Annotated in this window: 14 protein-coding genes; 13 read left to right on the forward strand and 1 reads right to left on the reverse strand. The window is 27.9% G+C overall.

What is annotated here, in order from left to right; translation table 11 throughout:
• On the forward strand, positions 1 to 56 hold a 56-nt coding region (locus tag ACLRVU_RS15270), incomplete at its 5' end, for a hypothetical protein (RefSeq protein ID WP_412892358.1).
• 91 nt (positions 57 to 147) lie between these two features.
• Here ACLRVU_RS15270 and ACLRVU_RS15275 read toward each other — a convergent pair.
• Positions 148 to 669 (reverse strand): helix-turn-helix domain-containing protein, encoded by a 522-nt coding sequence (locus ACLRVU_RS15275; RefSeq protein ID WP_161129522.1) that lies wholly within the window; start codon positions 667 to 669, stop codon positions 148 to 150.
• Between the two features lie 203 nt (positions 670 to 872).
• On the opposite strand from ACLRVU_RS15275, the gene ACLRVU_RS15280 reads away from it, so the two are divergent.
• The 12 genes from ACLRVU_RS15280 to ACLRVU_RS15335 all read left to right on the forward strand — a co-directional run bounded on the left by ACLRVU_RS15280 (position 873) and on the right by ACLRVU_RS15335 (position 15420).
• Entirely contained in the window at positions 873 to 1058 is a 186-nt protein-coding gene (locus ACLRVU_RS15280; RefSeq protein ID WP_161129523.1) for a DNA-binding protein, read from the forward strand.
• A 16-nt stretch (positions 1059 to 1074) separates the two neighbouring features.
• On the forward strand, positions 1075 to 2172 hold the full coding sequence (locus ACLRVU_RS15285; RefSeq protein WP_161129524.1) for a site-specific integrase: 1098 nt from the start codon (positions 1075 to 1077) through the stop codon (positions 2170 to 2172).
• On the forward strand, positions 2156 to 2515 hold the full coding sequence (locus tag ACLRVU_RS15290) for a plasmid mobilization protein (RefSeq protein ID WP_161129525.1): 360 nt from the start codon (positions 2156 to 2158) through the stop codon (positions 2513 to 2515). Before ACLRVU_RS15285 ends, ACLRVU_RS15290 begins: the two co-directional genes overlap by 17 nt.
• Complete coding sequence (locus ACLRVU_RS15295; protein WP_161129526.1) at positions 2512 to 4215, forward strand: bifunctional DNA primase/polymerase; 1704 nt, start codon at positions 2512 to 2514, stop codon at positions 4213 to 4215. Before ACLRVU_RS15290 ends, ACLRVU_RS15295 begins: the two co-directional genes overlap by 4 nt.
• Before the next feature lie 176 nt (positions 4216 to 4391).
• Positions 4392 to 4721: a plasmid mobilization protein gene (locus ACLRVU_RS15300; protein ID WP_335340999.1), complete on the forward strand. Its 330-nt coding sequence runs from the start codon at positions 4392 to 4394 to the stop codon at positions 4719 to 4721.
• The gene (locus tag ACLRVU_RS15305) at positions 4721 to 6019 is read left to right on the forward strand and encodes a relaxase/mobilization nuclease domain-containing protein (protein WP_161129528.1); all 1299 of its coding nucleotides are present in this window, start codon (positions 4721 to 4723) and stop codon (positions 6017 to 6019) included. Before ACLRVU_RS15300 ends, ACLRVU_RS15305 begins: the two co-directional genes overlap by 1 nt.
• Entirely contained in the window at positions 6016 to 6363 is a 348-nt protein-coding gene (locus tag ACLRVU_RS15310; protein WP_161129529.1) for a TnpV protein, read from the forward strand. The genes ACLRVU_RS15305 and ACLRVU_RS15310 overlap by 4 nt, the downstream gene beginning before the upstream one ends.
• Positions 6364 to 6529: 166 nt before the next feature.
• Entirely contained in the window at positions 6530 to 8620 is a 2091-nt protein-coding gene (locus tag ACLRVU_RS15315; protein WP_257340718.1) for an AlwI family type II restriction endonuclease, read from the forward strand.
• 89 nt (positions 8621 to 8709) lie between these two features.
• Positions 8710 to 10659 carry a Dam family site-specific DNA-(adenine-N6)-methyltransferase gene (locus tag ACLRVU_RS15320; RefSeq protein WP_161129562.1) on the forward strand — a complete coding sequence of 650 codons (1950 nt, stop codon included), beginning with the start codon at positions 8710 to 8712 and terminating at the stop codon, positions 10657 to 10659.
• A 21-nt stretch (positions 10660 to 10680) separates the two neighbouring features.
• A complete protein-coding gene (locus ACLRVU_RS15325; RefSeq protein ID WP_161143134.1) occupies positions 10681 to 12819 on the forward strand; it encodes an ATP-dependent nuclease in 2139 nt (712 codons plus the stop codon).
• Positions 12812 to 14545, forward strand: coding sequence for a UvrD-helicase domain-containing protein (locus ACLRVU_RS15330; RefSeq protein WP_161129564.1), 1734 nt, complete (start codon positions 12812 to 12814; stop codon positions 14543 to 14545). The genes ACLRVU_RS15325 and ACLRVU_RS15330 overlap by 8 nt, the downstream gene beginning before the upstream one ends.
• 41 nt (positions 14546 to 14586) lie before the next feature.
• Positions 14587 to 15420, forward strand: coding sequence for a CidA/LrgA family protein (locus ACLRVU_RS15335; RefSeq protein ID WP_161129565.1), 834 nt, complete (start codon positions 14587 to 14589; stop codon positions 15418 to 15420).
• Positions 15421 to 16596 lie beyond the last annotated feature (1176 nt).

The following is a 16596-nucleotide window of genomic DNA, read 5'->3' on the forward strand; positions in this document are numbered from 1 at the left end:
ATCGGGTAGTGTATGATATTACGAGCAAGCCTCCAGGGACGATTGAGTTCGAATAGTTGATGAAATGAAAAAATGTCCTTTTTATGGGGCATTTTTTGTTTTACATTCAATTTTGATACCGTTTTGATACCACTGAATATGAGTGAACTATTTCTTTCGCCAAATTTTAGATGGTTTAAACTTTCCTAAATCATCACATGTTTTAGGCCAATTGAGTTTCCATTCATTATATTCTTCTTGGGTGATTTCACCATTTTTTAACTCATCTTGTCGAACTTTAAATTCTTTCAAAAAGTTTTGAACAAGAGGATACTTAATATTGATACCAATAATCCTTCTTGGATCATATTTATCACTTTCATCAGTATAGTTAAAAAGCTGTATAACACCTTGATCGTCAAGAGAAAAGAGTATATTCATGATTTCTTCAGCACAGTATGTTGCGTTTTCATCATTAAAAGGTGACGGGTCACGTAACGTTCTGTAGTTAACATCAAGAATTTCGGCTAGTTTCATAATTGTATCTTGTTTTGGAGTTCGTTTATTTGATTCATATTGAGCAATACGAACATCAGCACTCTTTTCGTCATATCCAAGAGCAATTCCTAATTCCTTTTGAGTCATTCCACGAATTTTTCTTATTCTTTTGATTCTAGTACCTACGGACATAACAGTTGCTCCTTTCTTTTCTTTTTTCAATATACATTATAACAAAACTAAAATAATGTGTAAATTAAAAACTAAACAAAAAAGTTTAATTAATTATTGACTTAAGCATAAATGTTTAGTATACTGTGGCTATAAGATAACTAAACAAATTTGCTTAATATCTCAAAACCACGTTTTACATATAAAAGAATGGAGGTGTGAATATGTTAGATGAAAACTTATTTATAAGTGCTGAAGATATTGCTAAGGTAACAGGAATGTCAGTAGCATATGCATACAATCTTGTTAAACAGCTTAATAAAGAACTTGAAGATAAAGGGTTCTTTACAATACGTGGTCGAGTAAGTAAGCAATATTTTGAAGAAAGATTTTACGGTGTAAGATTATAGGAAGGAGAGATGAAATATGCCTGTTTACAAAGATGAGAAAAAAGGAACATGGTTTGTGTCTATTCGCTATGTGAATTGGAAAGGTGAAAGAACTCGTAAATTAAAACGAGGATTCAAAACCAAAAGAGAAGCTCAGGAATTTGAAAGAACATTTCTTTTAAAAGAATCTAAAAATTTAGATATGCTTTTCAAGGATTTTGTTGAATTGTATTTGAAAGACTGTTCTCATCGTCTTAAGGAAAATACAATCCAAACAAAAGAATATATCATTGAAACAAAAATTTTGCCTTATTTAGGTGATAAGAAAATCAATGAAATTAAAGCAAATGATGTGATTGAATGGCAGAATACTATGTTGGCTTATCGAGATGACAAGGGAGAACCATTTTCTCCTTGTTATTTGAAAACACTTCACAATCAATTAAGCTCTATTTTCAATTATGCAGTTAGATTTTACGATTTACCATCTAATCCAGCAAGAACTGTTGGGAATATGGGTAAAGAAAAAGGAAAAGAAATTGAGTTTTGGACAAGAGAAGAATATCTTAAGTTTTCTGAGGCTATGATGGATAAAGATGTTTCCTTTCATGCGTTTGAAATGCTTTATTGGTGTGGACTTCGTGTTGGTGAGTTATTAGCATTAACTCCCAGTGATTTTGATTTTGAAAAAGAAACTGTAAAAATTTCTAAATCATATCAAAGAATTAGGGGTAGAGATGTCATTACATCACCTAAAACGGAAAAAAGTAATCGTACGATCGTCATGCCTCATTTTTTGGTTGAAGAAATGCAGGATTATATTTCACGTCTATATGGCTGGAAAGATAATGCAAGAATTTTCATGATTTCAAAATCTTATTTACATCATGAAATGGAAAGAGGGTGCAAAGCAACAAATTTAAAGAAAATTCGTATTCATGGGCTAAGGCATTCACATGTTAGCTTACTTATTGAGATGGGGTTTGATGCAGTAGCTATTGCTGATAGGGTAGGACACGAAAGTATTGACATTACTTATCGTTATGCTCATCTGTTTCCATCAAAAGGTAAGAAAATTGCTCAAAAATTAAATTTACAACGAGAGGAGGATTTTAAAAATGTCACAGAAGAATAAAGATTATCAAGGACGTTATCGCAGTAAGATTATTGCTTTTAGAGTATCGCCAGAAGAAAATGAAATTCTAAATGCAAAAGTCAAAATGTCGGGACTTACAAAACAAGATTATTTAATAGCATGTTCAACAGATAAAAAAATCACTGTTCAACCTAATTCATATGTATATAAATCTTTGAAGAATCAGCTTCAAATTTTTATAAAACGATTTAAAGAATTATCTTCGCTAGACGATTTAACGTTAGATGAAGCAGTTATTTTAGAAACATTACTTTTAACAATCAACGGATTAAAGGAAAATAAAAAAGCAGAGATTAAAGCCAACAAGGAGGCACGCCAATGAATCCTATGTTAGATCAAGCTTTAAACTATGCTCAAGAACATTTTAAAATATTTCCGTTGAAAGTCAATTCAAAAAGTGAACAAATATTAAAATCCTGGAAAAAAGAAGCAACAGATGACCTCCATCAAGTTCAAACTTGGTGGAGGGAATATCCTAATGCAAATATTGGTGTGAAAACAGGTGATGGTTTCATTGTTATTGTTGTTGCTAATAACAACGAAAGAAATGGTAAGGAAATTATAGAGCCTTATATTAAGAAATTTCCAAATACAAGAATTGTAAGAACCCCAAACGATGATTGGCATTTTTACTACTATGTAGATAGAGATATACCTTGTCATATTGATTTATATGAAGAAATAGATATTCAAGGTGAAGGTGGATATGTTGTTGGTGCTGGCAGTCAAATAGATGACAGAAAATATTTTGTATCTTTAGACACTCCAATTGCAAAAGCTAATGAAGCAGTTTATGATTTTATCAATAGAAAAGATAACTATCCTACAAAACAACTTAAAGATTATGAAAAGATATATGAAGGAAAACGTAATGACTATTTGTATAAGATTGCATGCTTTCTTCAACAAAAAGGATTAACTGATGAAGCCATTCAAGTATGTATACAAAAAGAAAATGAACAAAGATGTGTACCGCTATTAAGTGCTAATGAAGTCCATAAAATTTGTAAAAATGCCTTATCTTACAATAAAGGCTTCATACAGACAAAGAAAGAATTGGAATATGGAGGGCGATTTACTGTCACTGAGTTATTAACGATGGAAATGAATGATGAGCCTGATATTGTAGAAGATATGATTTCAGTTGGTCTCACTTTATTAGGTGCCCCTCAAAAAGCAGGAAAGACTTTCTTTGGATTACAGCTTGCCGAAGCAATTTCTACAGGAAAAGATTTTATTGGTAAAAAGGTTGTGAAGGGTTCATCATTATATTTAGCTTTTGAGGATCATAAACATAAAGTTCAAAGACGACTTAAAAGAATGAATATAAAAGAAAATGATCATTTTGTTATTGATATTCTTAAATCAGACCACAATTATAACTTAGAAAGAAGAATTCAGGAAGAATTATTAGTTAATCCAGATTTAAAGTTGGTGGTAATAGATACCTTTGCAAAAATGAGAAAAAGCAAGGAAAGAGATTATGATAATGAATATGCAGAAGCAACAATATACCACGAACTTGCTTTTCAATATAATTTATCAATCATCATGATCACACATGTCAAAAAGGAAATTGATCCTAATAATCCATTTGATGCAATATATGGTAGTCGTGGCTTACCGGCTGGTTCAGATAGTATTCTAGTGATGTTTAAAAGAAATTTTTTATCAAAGAATAGACAACTTGCCATACAGGGTAAAGATATTCCAGATGATGAATTAACTTTATTTCAAAATGAAAACTGTACTTTTGAGGTGGTTGAAAATGATTTTGATGAGCATATTGATGAAAATTTAAGCAAAGTCGTCAATTATGTTGTGCGTAATAAAGTTTATGAAGGTTCTCATGAAGTATTATGTTCTAAACTGTCGTTACAGTTAAGTGGAAAAGGGCTTCAAATGTTACTAAAAAAGAACAAAGAAATTTTAGCAGATAGCTATATTAAATATGAAGGATTGCCAAGAAAGAATAAAGCAAGGCAAATGAGGCTGACTTATGAAGGCGATGAAAAGCTATAAAAGGTGACGGTGTGACGATGTGATGGAAGTCAGTTTTGACCGTCACACCGTCACTTATATAGTTATGGTTACTCAATTAAAAATAAATAAAATGTAGTGATTACTGTATTAGCAAGCAGCGTAATTTGGGGGCAAATTACAATTTTTAGGGATGACCCTAAGACCCAGCGAAAGGAGTGAAATGTGATATGAAACGAAATAAAGAAGTGAAAGTCAGATTTACTGATGATGAATTAGCACTCTTAAATAGTTTTGTTTTGAAAGCAGGTTATACCAGCCGAGAGAAATATATGAGAACGACTTTATTAAAAAGTGTTCCAAAAGAACAGCCATCAGTTGATTATCAAAAACTTATTAATGAGTTCAATTCTATTGGTAACAATTTAAATCAGCTTGTGAAATTAGTTTACTATCAGCCGTTAATTGAACAGGAAACATTATCAACGTTGAGTCAATTAAAGTCACTTATATCATCAACTGAATTTATGATAAGAGGTGCTGTCTAATGGCAACGACAGGAATGTGGGCAGTTAAGAATCGTTTAGATCATTTAGTCAATTATGTTTCCAATCCATACAAAACAGTTGGATTGGAAACAGTCATTGATTATACAACCAATAATGAAAAGACGATTGAAAAGAAATATGTGACTTATCTCAATTGTTCATTTGACAATCCAAAATTAAGCATGGTCAATACAAAAAAGCATTTTCATGATGAAAGTGAAATACTGGCATTTCATGGCTATCAGTCATTTGAAGAAGATGAAGTCAATGCAGATTTGGCACATCAGTTAGGAGTAGAATTTGCAAAACGAATGTGGGGAGATAGATTTGAAGTAATTGTTTCAACACATTTAGATACCGATAATATTCATAATCACTTTCTATTAAATTCAACATCATTTGTAGATGGAAAAAGATATTACAACACCTATAATGATATTAAAAATATGAGAAATATATCTGATGAATTATGCAGGGAACACAATCTATCAGTTGTGGAATTTAAACAATATGTAGGCAAGTCAAGAAAACAGGTTTTTCATAATGATAGGCTTAAAGAGATTGTTAGAGAAGCAGTTGATCAGGCAATCAGTGTGAGTTATACCGATAGACAATTCTATAATGAACTTGAACTAGAGGGTTATGAAATCAAAATAACAGAAAAAAATATCTCTGTTAGACATCCATTACATCGCAAATTTATTCGTTTAAAATCATTAGGTAATGATTATACAAAAGAAAGAATTATTGATAGAATATTAGATTTCAACAAAGATAAATATGATACATCATCATATGGTAGATTAGGATTTGATATAAAGCCATACTGTCAGCAGTACGAACAAAGAAGATTAACAGGATTGCAGAGATTGTTTCTTCATTATCAGTACAAATTAAAAATCTTACCACGCAATAACAGATGTAAATTAAGTTCGTTTGAAAAGAAAGAACTGCAAATAGCAGTACAGAAAATGGAGGAGCTTAATCAGCAGACAATCATTCTTTGTAAGAATAAAATAGAAACATTTGATGATTTATACAATCATATGGATAAGATTGAAAATCAGCTCAATCATCTTATTAAAGAAAGACAAAAAGCAAGAAATCAAGTGAGAAAATATAAAACCAAAGAACAAAAAGATGAACAAAAGGAATTAGCAAAGTCATTTACACCAGAGATTGGAAAGTTAAGGAAAGAACTCATGCTTTGTCAAAAGATCGAAGAACGTTCATTAGGTATCAATAAATTTATAAAGGAACATGAAAAACAAAAAAGAAGAAAGGAAAGGTCAAGATGAAAATAGAATATGAAGAAATCAATGGATTATTATATCCAAAACTAGCATTATCACCTCAAAAAGAAATACATTTAACAAGATTTGGTAGAAAAAGATTGCAGTATTTAAAACAGTATCGACCAATCATTTATACAAATCTATTAACAAGTGGTGAATTAAATGAACATCTGCAAAGGATAGATGATGAAGCAAATGCATTGTATGACAGACTAATTGAACAATATAAAATCAAAAGAAATATTACTGAAGAGCTTAAAGAAAAAAATCAAATGAAATGGGTTCAAGAAATGAATGATATTGAAAATGTTGTGATGGAATTCATTAAGGAAAATTACATTTATTAGGAATACAATTATTTATAAACTATGATAAATATATAAAATATCTAATGTCATAGTTTTTTATTTGTAGCAAAAAAATTCAATTTTTCGGAGTTTGTATTGAAGCTAATTTCAATAAATGAGATAATATTTAAAAATAATTCTATTATAAAAAGAGGTGATGTTCAATATGTTAGTTAATGAGTCTCAAGTATTTAATTTGATGAATACAAATGGACGAAGAGAAGATGTTGTGAATGCAATGCAAGTATATTTGCAAATTTTGGATGAAATACAACAAGAATCACGTGAGATAAAATGGGAAAGATTTCCAGTAGGGCTATCACAATATAAATTTTATGCAAAAGCAGTGGAGTATTGTTCTGATGTTTTTAAAAAGCATAATGATTATGACCAATTTGTTGAAATGTTGGAAATTAGAAAAACAAAAGAAAGCTTTAATAATCTTGACGTTGTTAAACTTATAGCTTCATTAGGACCAAAATATGAAAAGTTTATAGATATTCTTGATAAATCGATTGAAGCTAGATCAAGGCATTATACTAGTACTTTGGTTAAACTAGGACTAGTTGATAAAGACAGAAGAATTACGAATGTTGGTAATAGCATTTTGGCGAATAAACAAGTTGAAAGAGATGATTTTGAAAAAATATTACCGATAGATAACATAAATCTATTATACTTAAGACAACTTTTAAAGTTAAAAATTATAGCAAAAGAAAATAAAAGATCATTTTATTCACCTATGATTATGGCAATGTATTTACTATTATATTATGATAATGTTTCAGTTGAAGATTTTAGAAATATTGTACAACTTCAAACTCCATATCATCCAATAAGTAATGTGGATAACATGATAAATGATTATTTAAGTGGTAAAATCAATATTGTTACCAATAAAAGAATACCAGAATTATTTTATTCAAACGATATTATTGATGAATTAAATTTTAAGAAATATTTTTATAATTCTAAGCAAAAAACAAGTGTTGATGTATATTATGAGTTTTACAATCGTATATTTGAATTTAATAATAATCCAAATGAGTTTACTTTCAATGAGATGTTAGAATATTATCGTTCTAATAAAGAAATGTTAAATAAAGCATTTGGTTATGGAAAAAGTTTATTTATTTTAAATTCAAAGGTTAAAACTGTTGAAGATTTTTTCGAAGAAAATAAATTGGATATTTTTTGTGAAAGTTTGAACGAAAAATTATATACAAGATTTTTGATTTCTAAAAAAGTAGATTCAGTAAAAGAGTATTCTGATACAACAATTCGTTTGATGAAGGTAACGGGTATTATAAAATTTAAAAATGGAATTGTTGAGTTAGCATATAAAGATATTTTTAAAGAATTATTAAAAAATGTAGGATTGAAGGATTATATATTTGGTGAATTAGATGATAAAACAATAGATGAATATGAAGGTAATTATAATAGTTATATGAGTAGACACGTGAAAATAACGACAATATTTAATATTAATCATATGTTACTTAATAAAGTTATGAATTTACTGAATCGAAAATATCATTCAGTAGATTCAAAAGATTTGCAGGTAATATTATCATCTCAAAAACAAATGGAATTTATTCAACATTTAGAAGAAAAATATCCAAAAGAAAAAATTTTAGAAATTTTGAAATTAGTTTCTGATCGACGAAATGATAGTCGTATTAAAGCTATGGTAAATCCATCGGCAACTGTACCAACAATTTATGAATATATTGTAGCAATTGCTTGGTACTATTTCTCAGGTAAAGACTTTGATGTTCTTAATAGCATGAATCTTTCACTTAATGCAGATTATGAGCCTGAAACACATGCTGGAGGTGGTGCAGGCGATATAGTTATTGAATATACAGATCGTGTTGTAATGTTGGAAGTTACGTTAATGAATAAGCAAGCTCAAAAACGAGGAGAATGGGAACCGGTATTAAGACATTCTATCAATTTAAAGATTGAAAAAGAGCCTAAAGAGGTAATGACATTCTTTATTGCCGATGAATTAGATTTAAACACTACTAATATATGGAGAGCAGTGTCATCTGTACCATTACAAGCAACAAATGGATCTTCGAAAGTTACAGATAATGTTGTAATAATGCCATTAGAAAATAAAGAATTAATATCATTAATTGAAAATGGTAAAAATGCACGTGCGTTAGAAGTAAGTACAAGGGTTTCGTTTGATATGGTAAAGAAGCAATTTGATCCTAATTGGAAAAATAAAATTTTTGAAGTGATTTAGCAAGTATTTATTTACTTGCTTTTTTTGTAATGTTATAATATGCAAGTAGATGCATACGATGCATAAAATGGAAATGAAAGGTGAGGACGATGAATAAATTTGAACTGAGCAATAGAAGATATTTAGGAAGTAAAACAAAATTAATTACTTTTATTCATGAAGTGGTAAACCAAAATTGTGCTGATATTGACTCAGTGTTAGATTTATTTGGAGGAACTGGGGTAGTTGGTTATAGTTTTAATGACAAATATTCTATTATGATAAATGATATTTTAAAGACAAATATTGTTGCTTATGATACATTCTTTTCCAATGAAATAATTGATGAAAATAAAGTAGAAAAGATAATAGCAGAATATAATAATGTTTCTGTAAAAAATGACAATTATTATTCAAATAATTTTACGGATACATATTTAAGTAAAGAAAATATGAGAAAAGTTGGGTTTGTACGTGATGATATTGATAAACTATACAAAAATAAAAAAATTAATAAAAGAGAAAGATCTATTTTAATTTGCAGTTTGCTATATAGCATTGATAAAATTGCAAATACGGTTGGTCATTATGACGCATATAGAAAAAATGGTAATTTAAATCAAGAGTTAATTATGCTTATGCCTGATATCAAGAATAACAACAATGAAAATAATCAAATCTATTGTGAAGACTCTAATCAATTAGTTAAAAAAATTACAGCTGATTTAGTTTATATTGACCCACCATATAATTCTAGACAATATTGTGATGCATACCATTTTTTAGAAAATGTTGCATTAAACAATAAACCAGAAGTTTTTGGAACTGCTAGAAAGATGGATCGTTCAAATTTGAAAAGTAAGTATTGTACTGCAAAAGCAGCTAATGCATTTGCTGATTTAATTGAGAATATTAAAGCAAAATATATTCTAGTTTCTTATAATAACACTGGAGAGAAGGGAAATGCTCGTTCTAATGCTAAAATAACAGATTCTCAAATATTAGATATTTTAGGGCAAAAAGGTGAAGTGAGAGTGTTTGAACAAGAATATGCATTATTTAATACTGGTAAAACAAAATTAGATGATCATAAAGAAAGATTATTTTTATGTATTGTTGGTCATAAAGAAAAAAAACAAGTTATAAATAACACAAATGAGTTGGTAAAATCACCCCTGAATTATACTGGAGGTAAATATAGAATATTAACTCAATTAATGGATAAATTCCCAAAAGATATAGATATGTTCTTTGATGTTTTTTCTGGTGGAGGAAATGTAGGGGCTAATATTGAAGCAAAGAAAATTATTTGTGTTGATATTAATGATAGATTGATTTCTTTATTTAACTATCTTCAAAAAGAGGAATATTATCATTTGGTTAATCATTTAGATGCATTAATCGATAATTTTTCATTAAGTAATACGTATAAGAATGGATATGAATTTTATGGTTGTAATAGTGGCAATGGAGTAGGGCAATATAATAGGGATAAATTTTTGAAACTGAGAGAGGAATACAATAATTCTAATAAAAAGAGAGATGATTTATTTTTGTTATTGATTATTTATAGTTTTAATAATCAAATTAGATTTAATAATAAGGGTGAATTTAACTTGCCAGTAGGAAAAAGAGATTTTAATGGAAGTTTAAGAAAAAAGTTACAGTTGTTCATGGACAAGTTACATAGTAAAGAAATTAGTTTTGAAAATATAGACTTTAGAAGATTAGATGTTGATAAGATAAGCAAAATTAATTCATTCTTATATTTAGATCCACCTTACTATTTAGGAGATGCTTCATATAACGAAAATGGAGGATGGACTGAAAAAGACGAAGAAGATTTATTAAGTTTTTTAAAACTTTGTGACGAAAAACATATTCGTTTTGCCCTGTCTAATGTAATTGAGCATAAAGGAAAGATTCATAACAAATTATTAAATTGGTGTTTAACCAATGGGTTTAATATTAATTACATTAATTGTTCTTATAGTAATTCTAATTATCAGATCAAAGATAAATCTTTGGTTACTAGAGAAGTATTAATAACAAATTATTGAAAACTGAGGGGGTGGAATATAGTGTATTTGAAATATCTAGAAATTGTAAATTACAAAAATATTAAATCAGCTCAATTTGAGTTTGCTAAAGGAGCCAATACTATAATTGGTGAAAATGATGCTGGAAAAAGTAATGCGATAACAGCATTAAGAATTTTATTAGATAGTAATTATTATTATAATACAAAGAGATTAAAAGAAACAGATTTTTCTAAATCACTGGATAATTGGAAAGGACATTGGATTATAATTTCTGCATTCTTCGATGAAATATCAATACAAGATAGACAATGTGAGGTTTGTGGCGAAATAATTCCTGATGATGAAGATGTAGAATTTTTAAAAAGTCATATTCGCTGTGAAGGTTTCGATTATGGAACTGTCACTTTGTATATTAGACCAATTAAAAAAATTCGGACAGAGTTAGCTAATGCAAAAGACAGTGAAGCATTTGAAAAAATAAGAAGCAGTATATCACTAAATGATTATGAATTTTATTATACTTCAAGATCTCAAGCAAATTTTACGGATTTAAATATCTATTCGAAAATTGTAGGTAATTTTAATTCATATAGTTATATATCTCCAGAGGAAGATGACTTATCTTTGCTTGGTACTAAGATTGATATATTAGATGTATGGCGACATATATCAGTGGTATTTATAGATGCATTACGAGATGTTGAAGCAGAAATGAGAAAACCAAAAAATCCTTTGAGAAGAGTATTTGATGTTGTTCAAAGCAATATAATAGAAGAAGATCAAAATAGTATTAAAGACAAAATTAATGAATTGAATACATTAATATCCTCAATTAAAGAAGTATCAAATATTGGATTAGAGCTTAATAATAAATTATCTGAAATAGTAGGCTTGACATATTCTCCAAACATCTATATAGAATCAAAACTAAAAGAGGATATTCAATCTTTAGCAAGATATTTATCTATTCTTCCTTCTGATTATGATGATATAGATTTATTAGGATTAGGACACTTAAATATATTATACATTGCTTTAAAATTAGTAGAGTTTGAATATGAAAGAAATCATGAAATAATAAATATTATGGTTATAGAAGAACCTGAAGCACACATACATACGCATATTCAAAAAGCTTTATTTGATAATTTGAGATTATCTATTAATTATACACAGGTTTTAATGACAACACACTCTACACATTTGTCTGAAGTTGCCGATATTAATAAAGTAAATGTGATTTCTATTTCATCAAAGCCTTATATTTCTGAGGTTATGAGACCTACAAATCAGTTAGATAGTTTTGGAAAAATAAAACTTGATTTAAAGGATTTAAAGCTATCTGATTGTTTAAAAAGATATTTAGACGCTAAGCGTTCAGTTTTATTATTTTCAAAAGGTGTGATTTTAGTAGAAGGAGATGGCGAGGAGATTTTAATACCAGCAATGGTAAAAAATGCTTTTGGGATTTCTTTAGATGAAATAGGTATAGGTTTAATAAACATAGGAAGCGTTTCATTTGAGTATATAGCAAGTATTTTTTCAAATGAGAGATTACATAGACATTGTGCAATTTTAACTGATCTTGATAGTATTGTTGAAGGCTCTACAAAATGTAGCGAAGAAGCAGCGAAAAGAGGAACTACAAGAAAAGATAAATTAGACAGTTTATATGGTGAAAATCCGTGGGTTGATAGTTTTTATGCTCCATATACATTAGAAGTTGATTTTGTTAATGAAACAAAAAATCGTAAATATGTAGAAAATGTTGTTAGAAATCATTATTCAAAACAAACAACAATAGATAAGCATATAAAGAATATTAATGATTCCTTTGTAAATAGATATGATTCTGTGTTAACAGTAGCTAAAGATATGGGAAAAGGATGGTATGCTACAGTATTGTCTTCTATGCTTGATAATAATTTAGTCATTCCAGACTATATCCTTAAAGCACTAGTTTTTTCTTCACAACAAGTACTGACGGAATCAATATTAAGAAAAATTGGTATTTATGTTTTAGATATGTATGATGAAGATGAAACAATTAGTGAGTTAAAAAATAAATTTAATACAGAAGATATCAACGAAGTTATTAAAGAATTTGCTGATAAGTTACCTGATGATTTATTAACAAAGTTTTTTAAATATCGTATGGAGTTAACGCAAAATGAATGATGAGTTTTCATTTTTAAATATTTTAAATAGTGGACAGAGAGAAGTATGTAATGATTTGAGAAACTATTTAATTACGGCATGTCCAGGAAGTGGAAAGACAAGAACTTTAACTTATCGTTTGGCATTTTTTCAGAAAAAATATCCTGATTCTCAAAAATATAATGTAGCAATTACTTATACCAATAGAGCTGCTATTGAAATAGATGTTCGACTAAATGAAATGGGAATAGATTTATCTTCTATTTGGACAGGAACAATTCATCAGTTTTGTATGAATTTTATCATTCGACCATATGCAATGTATTCAAATGATTTAAAGAAAGGATATCATGTTATTGATGAGTATGTTCAAAGACAATATTGTTTAGAAATAGCAAAAAAGCTAGGAATAGATGTTGGATTTAAGAATCCATTAGAGTTTGATTCAATTAATAAGTTGTATCATCAAAGGTTAAAAGATAATAAGGAAATAGATTTTGATATGATTTTAGAAATATCAAAATATTTAGTAACTAACTATCAATTTATTTCAGAAAATATTTCTTGTTTGTTTAGGAGTATTCATGTAGATGAGTATCAAGATACTAATCAATTTCAATATGAAATATTAGCTGCAATTTTCAAATCTAATAAGAAAATTAATCTATTTTTTGTTGGTGATCCCAACCAAGCTATATACAGCAATCTAGGCGGAATTCCAAAAAAATGTAATGAATTAGAAGAATTGTTTGGTGTTAAGTTTTGTGAAAAAGAGTTAAATGGATGTTATCGCTCCACACAAAGAATGATAGATTATTATTCCAATTTTGAGAATATCAAATCAAATGTTTATTCAAAGTCTAGCAATCGGTATGATAAAGGTAATATTTCTTACAATTATAAAATTGATGTATCTAGGCTTCCAGAAGAATTTGCAAATATAATTCTTGAAAAGATAGGCGAAGGGGTAGCAGAAAAAGATATATGTATTGTTGCACCACAATGGTATCAAATTTATCCACTTGCGAATAAATTACGAAAATATCTTCCGAATATAAAATTTGATGCTCCTGATATTTCTCCATTTAAATTTGATCCAATAAATCCTTTTTATATATTAGCAAAACTTTTATTTACACCTTCAGGTAGAAATGTTCAGATGAGAAAAAAATATGCTTTAGAATTTATGAAAATACTATCTACAGAATATCAAATAAATTTTCAACAAAATATAGATACTTTTTCATTCTTGAAAATAGTTAATTCTGTTCCTAAAAAAAGTGATGGAATGGAGTATTTTAAGAACGGAGTAGAGACAATTATTAAAAAAATAGGGTTAAATTTTACAGATGAAGAAGACTTGTTAAAGGTCTATGCTGCGTTCTTAGAAAGAACTTTTGAAAGAATTAATAATTATAATTTATTTACTGATTATGTTTCAATGTGTAATTATTTTAAGGAAAAAGAAGGAGTTGTAATTAATACAATCCATGGCATAAAAGGTGAAGAATATAATACAGTGATAGCGTTTGATTTGCTTAATGGACATTTACCTCATTGGGATTATATTTTTAAAGATTCAAAAAAAGAGTTAAGAGCACATGAAACAAATAATTTACTATATGTTTTATGTAGTCGTGCTAAAGTGAATTTATATTTATATAGTGAAATTGGACGAAAAACACAAAGAGGAAGTGAATACACGGCTACTGATGAATTATATTGTTTGAAATATGATTATGACTAATGAATTAGATAAAAATATATGTTTAGAATGGAGAGAAAAGTTTGAAAAATAAATTTATAGTTTTATTAATAAGTGTGTTTTTATTGTTTTTTGTGCCACCTTTTGTTAGTTTTATTGTATCAACACCTTCTTTATTTGGATTCATATTGGCGGATGAAAAAAGTGAATGGATTAATCTCTATGGTTCGATTATAGGAGGAGCTTTGACCTTGGTAGGAGTTGGATGGACGATTTCGTATACTGAATCAACTAGAAAAAGAGATCAAAAAAATCATGAAAAGGAACTTAAGGAAGAATTTGATAGAAGAAATGATGAAACAAAGAATAACTTATCAGCTCAATATAAACCTATTTTAGATATTACATGTCATCCTGATTTTATACATGATAATATTAAATTTGGATTATCTAAACGTAATCATATATATGTTCAAAATAGTATTTCATTATCAAATGATATTTCTATTAAAAAACAAGATAAACGTATTAATATATATTTAATGATTCAAAATATAGGACGTGGAGAAGCGAATGATTTAATTATTGAGTCATTTATTATGGGAGTTGACAACGAAAATTGGGAGACAGTTACAAGATCTTATAAGAGTTTGTATGTTTCTAATGGTATTGATATTATATACTACAGAGTTGTATCGAATGATGAGTGGAAGAAATATGAAAATAAAGATTTAAATAATCCACTTAGAATTATTATAAGAATTGCATATAAAGATTTAGTAAATAAGCAATATGTTTTAGAAAGTGTTGTGACTGTGAAACGATTTATTCATAATGTTAATGAAAAAGGGGAAGTTATTGAGAATGTACTTGTTTTAAATCCATATGATACTTTGATTTTAAATGAGATAAAATAGAAATGCTTAATGTGATTTGCAATCGTGTCTATTTATAAATATGTTCATTTAATATCATTTCTTCAGACATTTTGTTTCTCATATTCATTTGTTATATTCCAAATAACTGATTAAATTATTGTTTTTTCAGTAATGTTATATTTTTACTGAAATTATGCATTAGGAACTCATATATTTTGTTTGCTTATCTATGCAGATATTCGTTTAATCTATTTTGAAAGAGTATAGATAATGGTCATATTCGTATTCTTTTGTGTAAGTTAGTTTTTTCTGTTCCATTCAGTTTAAGTACATTGTTTATTAAATTGTAAATCTAGGAAATAGGAATTTCCAACTTTAGAATAAGTATTTTTTCATAATATTTAGTTCATTCTGTTTAATTGAAGATTAATAAGTGCTTCTAAAATACTTCTATTTATTTTGAAAAATTATTTTAATAGTATAAATTAGTGAAATACATTCAAACAAATGAATGAAAATTAAGAGAATCCACTGGAAATTACGATACTGAAGTCGAAAATGATTATTCTATGTGATGACACAATCAAAAAAACTGTAAAATCATAAAAAAGTGTAATAAATATGCTAAAAATCAATAAAATAATACTTGTAAAATTAAGATTATCATATGTTGGTAACTAATTATTGATACCAATAAAATGATACCAGTTTGATACCATTAGCTTGTAAATGATGTAGAAATAGTATAAAATATATATGAAAAAGGACAGAAAAAATGATTTTTTAAACAAATATGTTTAGTAAAACTATGAATGTGAAGAGTTCGAATAGTTAATAAATATATATGAAATGACCGATTAAAACGATCCTTTTTGAATATACAGTAGGTAAATGATACTGTTTCATATTGTCATTCCTTTCAAAGTGATTCCACAAAGAGCTATCTGGATCCTACAGGCAAACCTGTTAGATTTTAGACAATACGATTGAGCGATGAATTTAACGCACTTATATGAAAGGGAGAAAAGATGAGCTATAGTTTTAAATACTTTGAATACAAGAGACGAATAAATACAAAATTGTGTAGATGAAGTCATAATTAACGATTTCATTTATAGGTAATAAGAAAAGGCACAATCATATGTTTTGGGAAGAATGTGGGCTATCCAAATTTTTTAGGGGTTTTCGCCAGAAATTTGGGGGTCAACTTTGGGG

The sequence above is a fragment of the Beduini sp. genome, from assembly GCF_047239305.1.
Classification (GTDB): Bacteria; Bacillota_I; Bacilli_A; order Erysipelotrichales; family Coprobacillaceae; genus Beduini.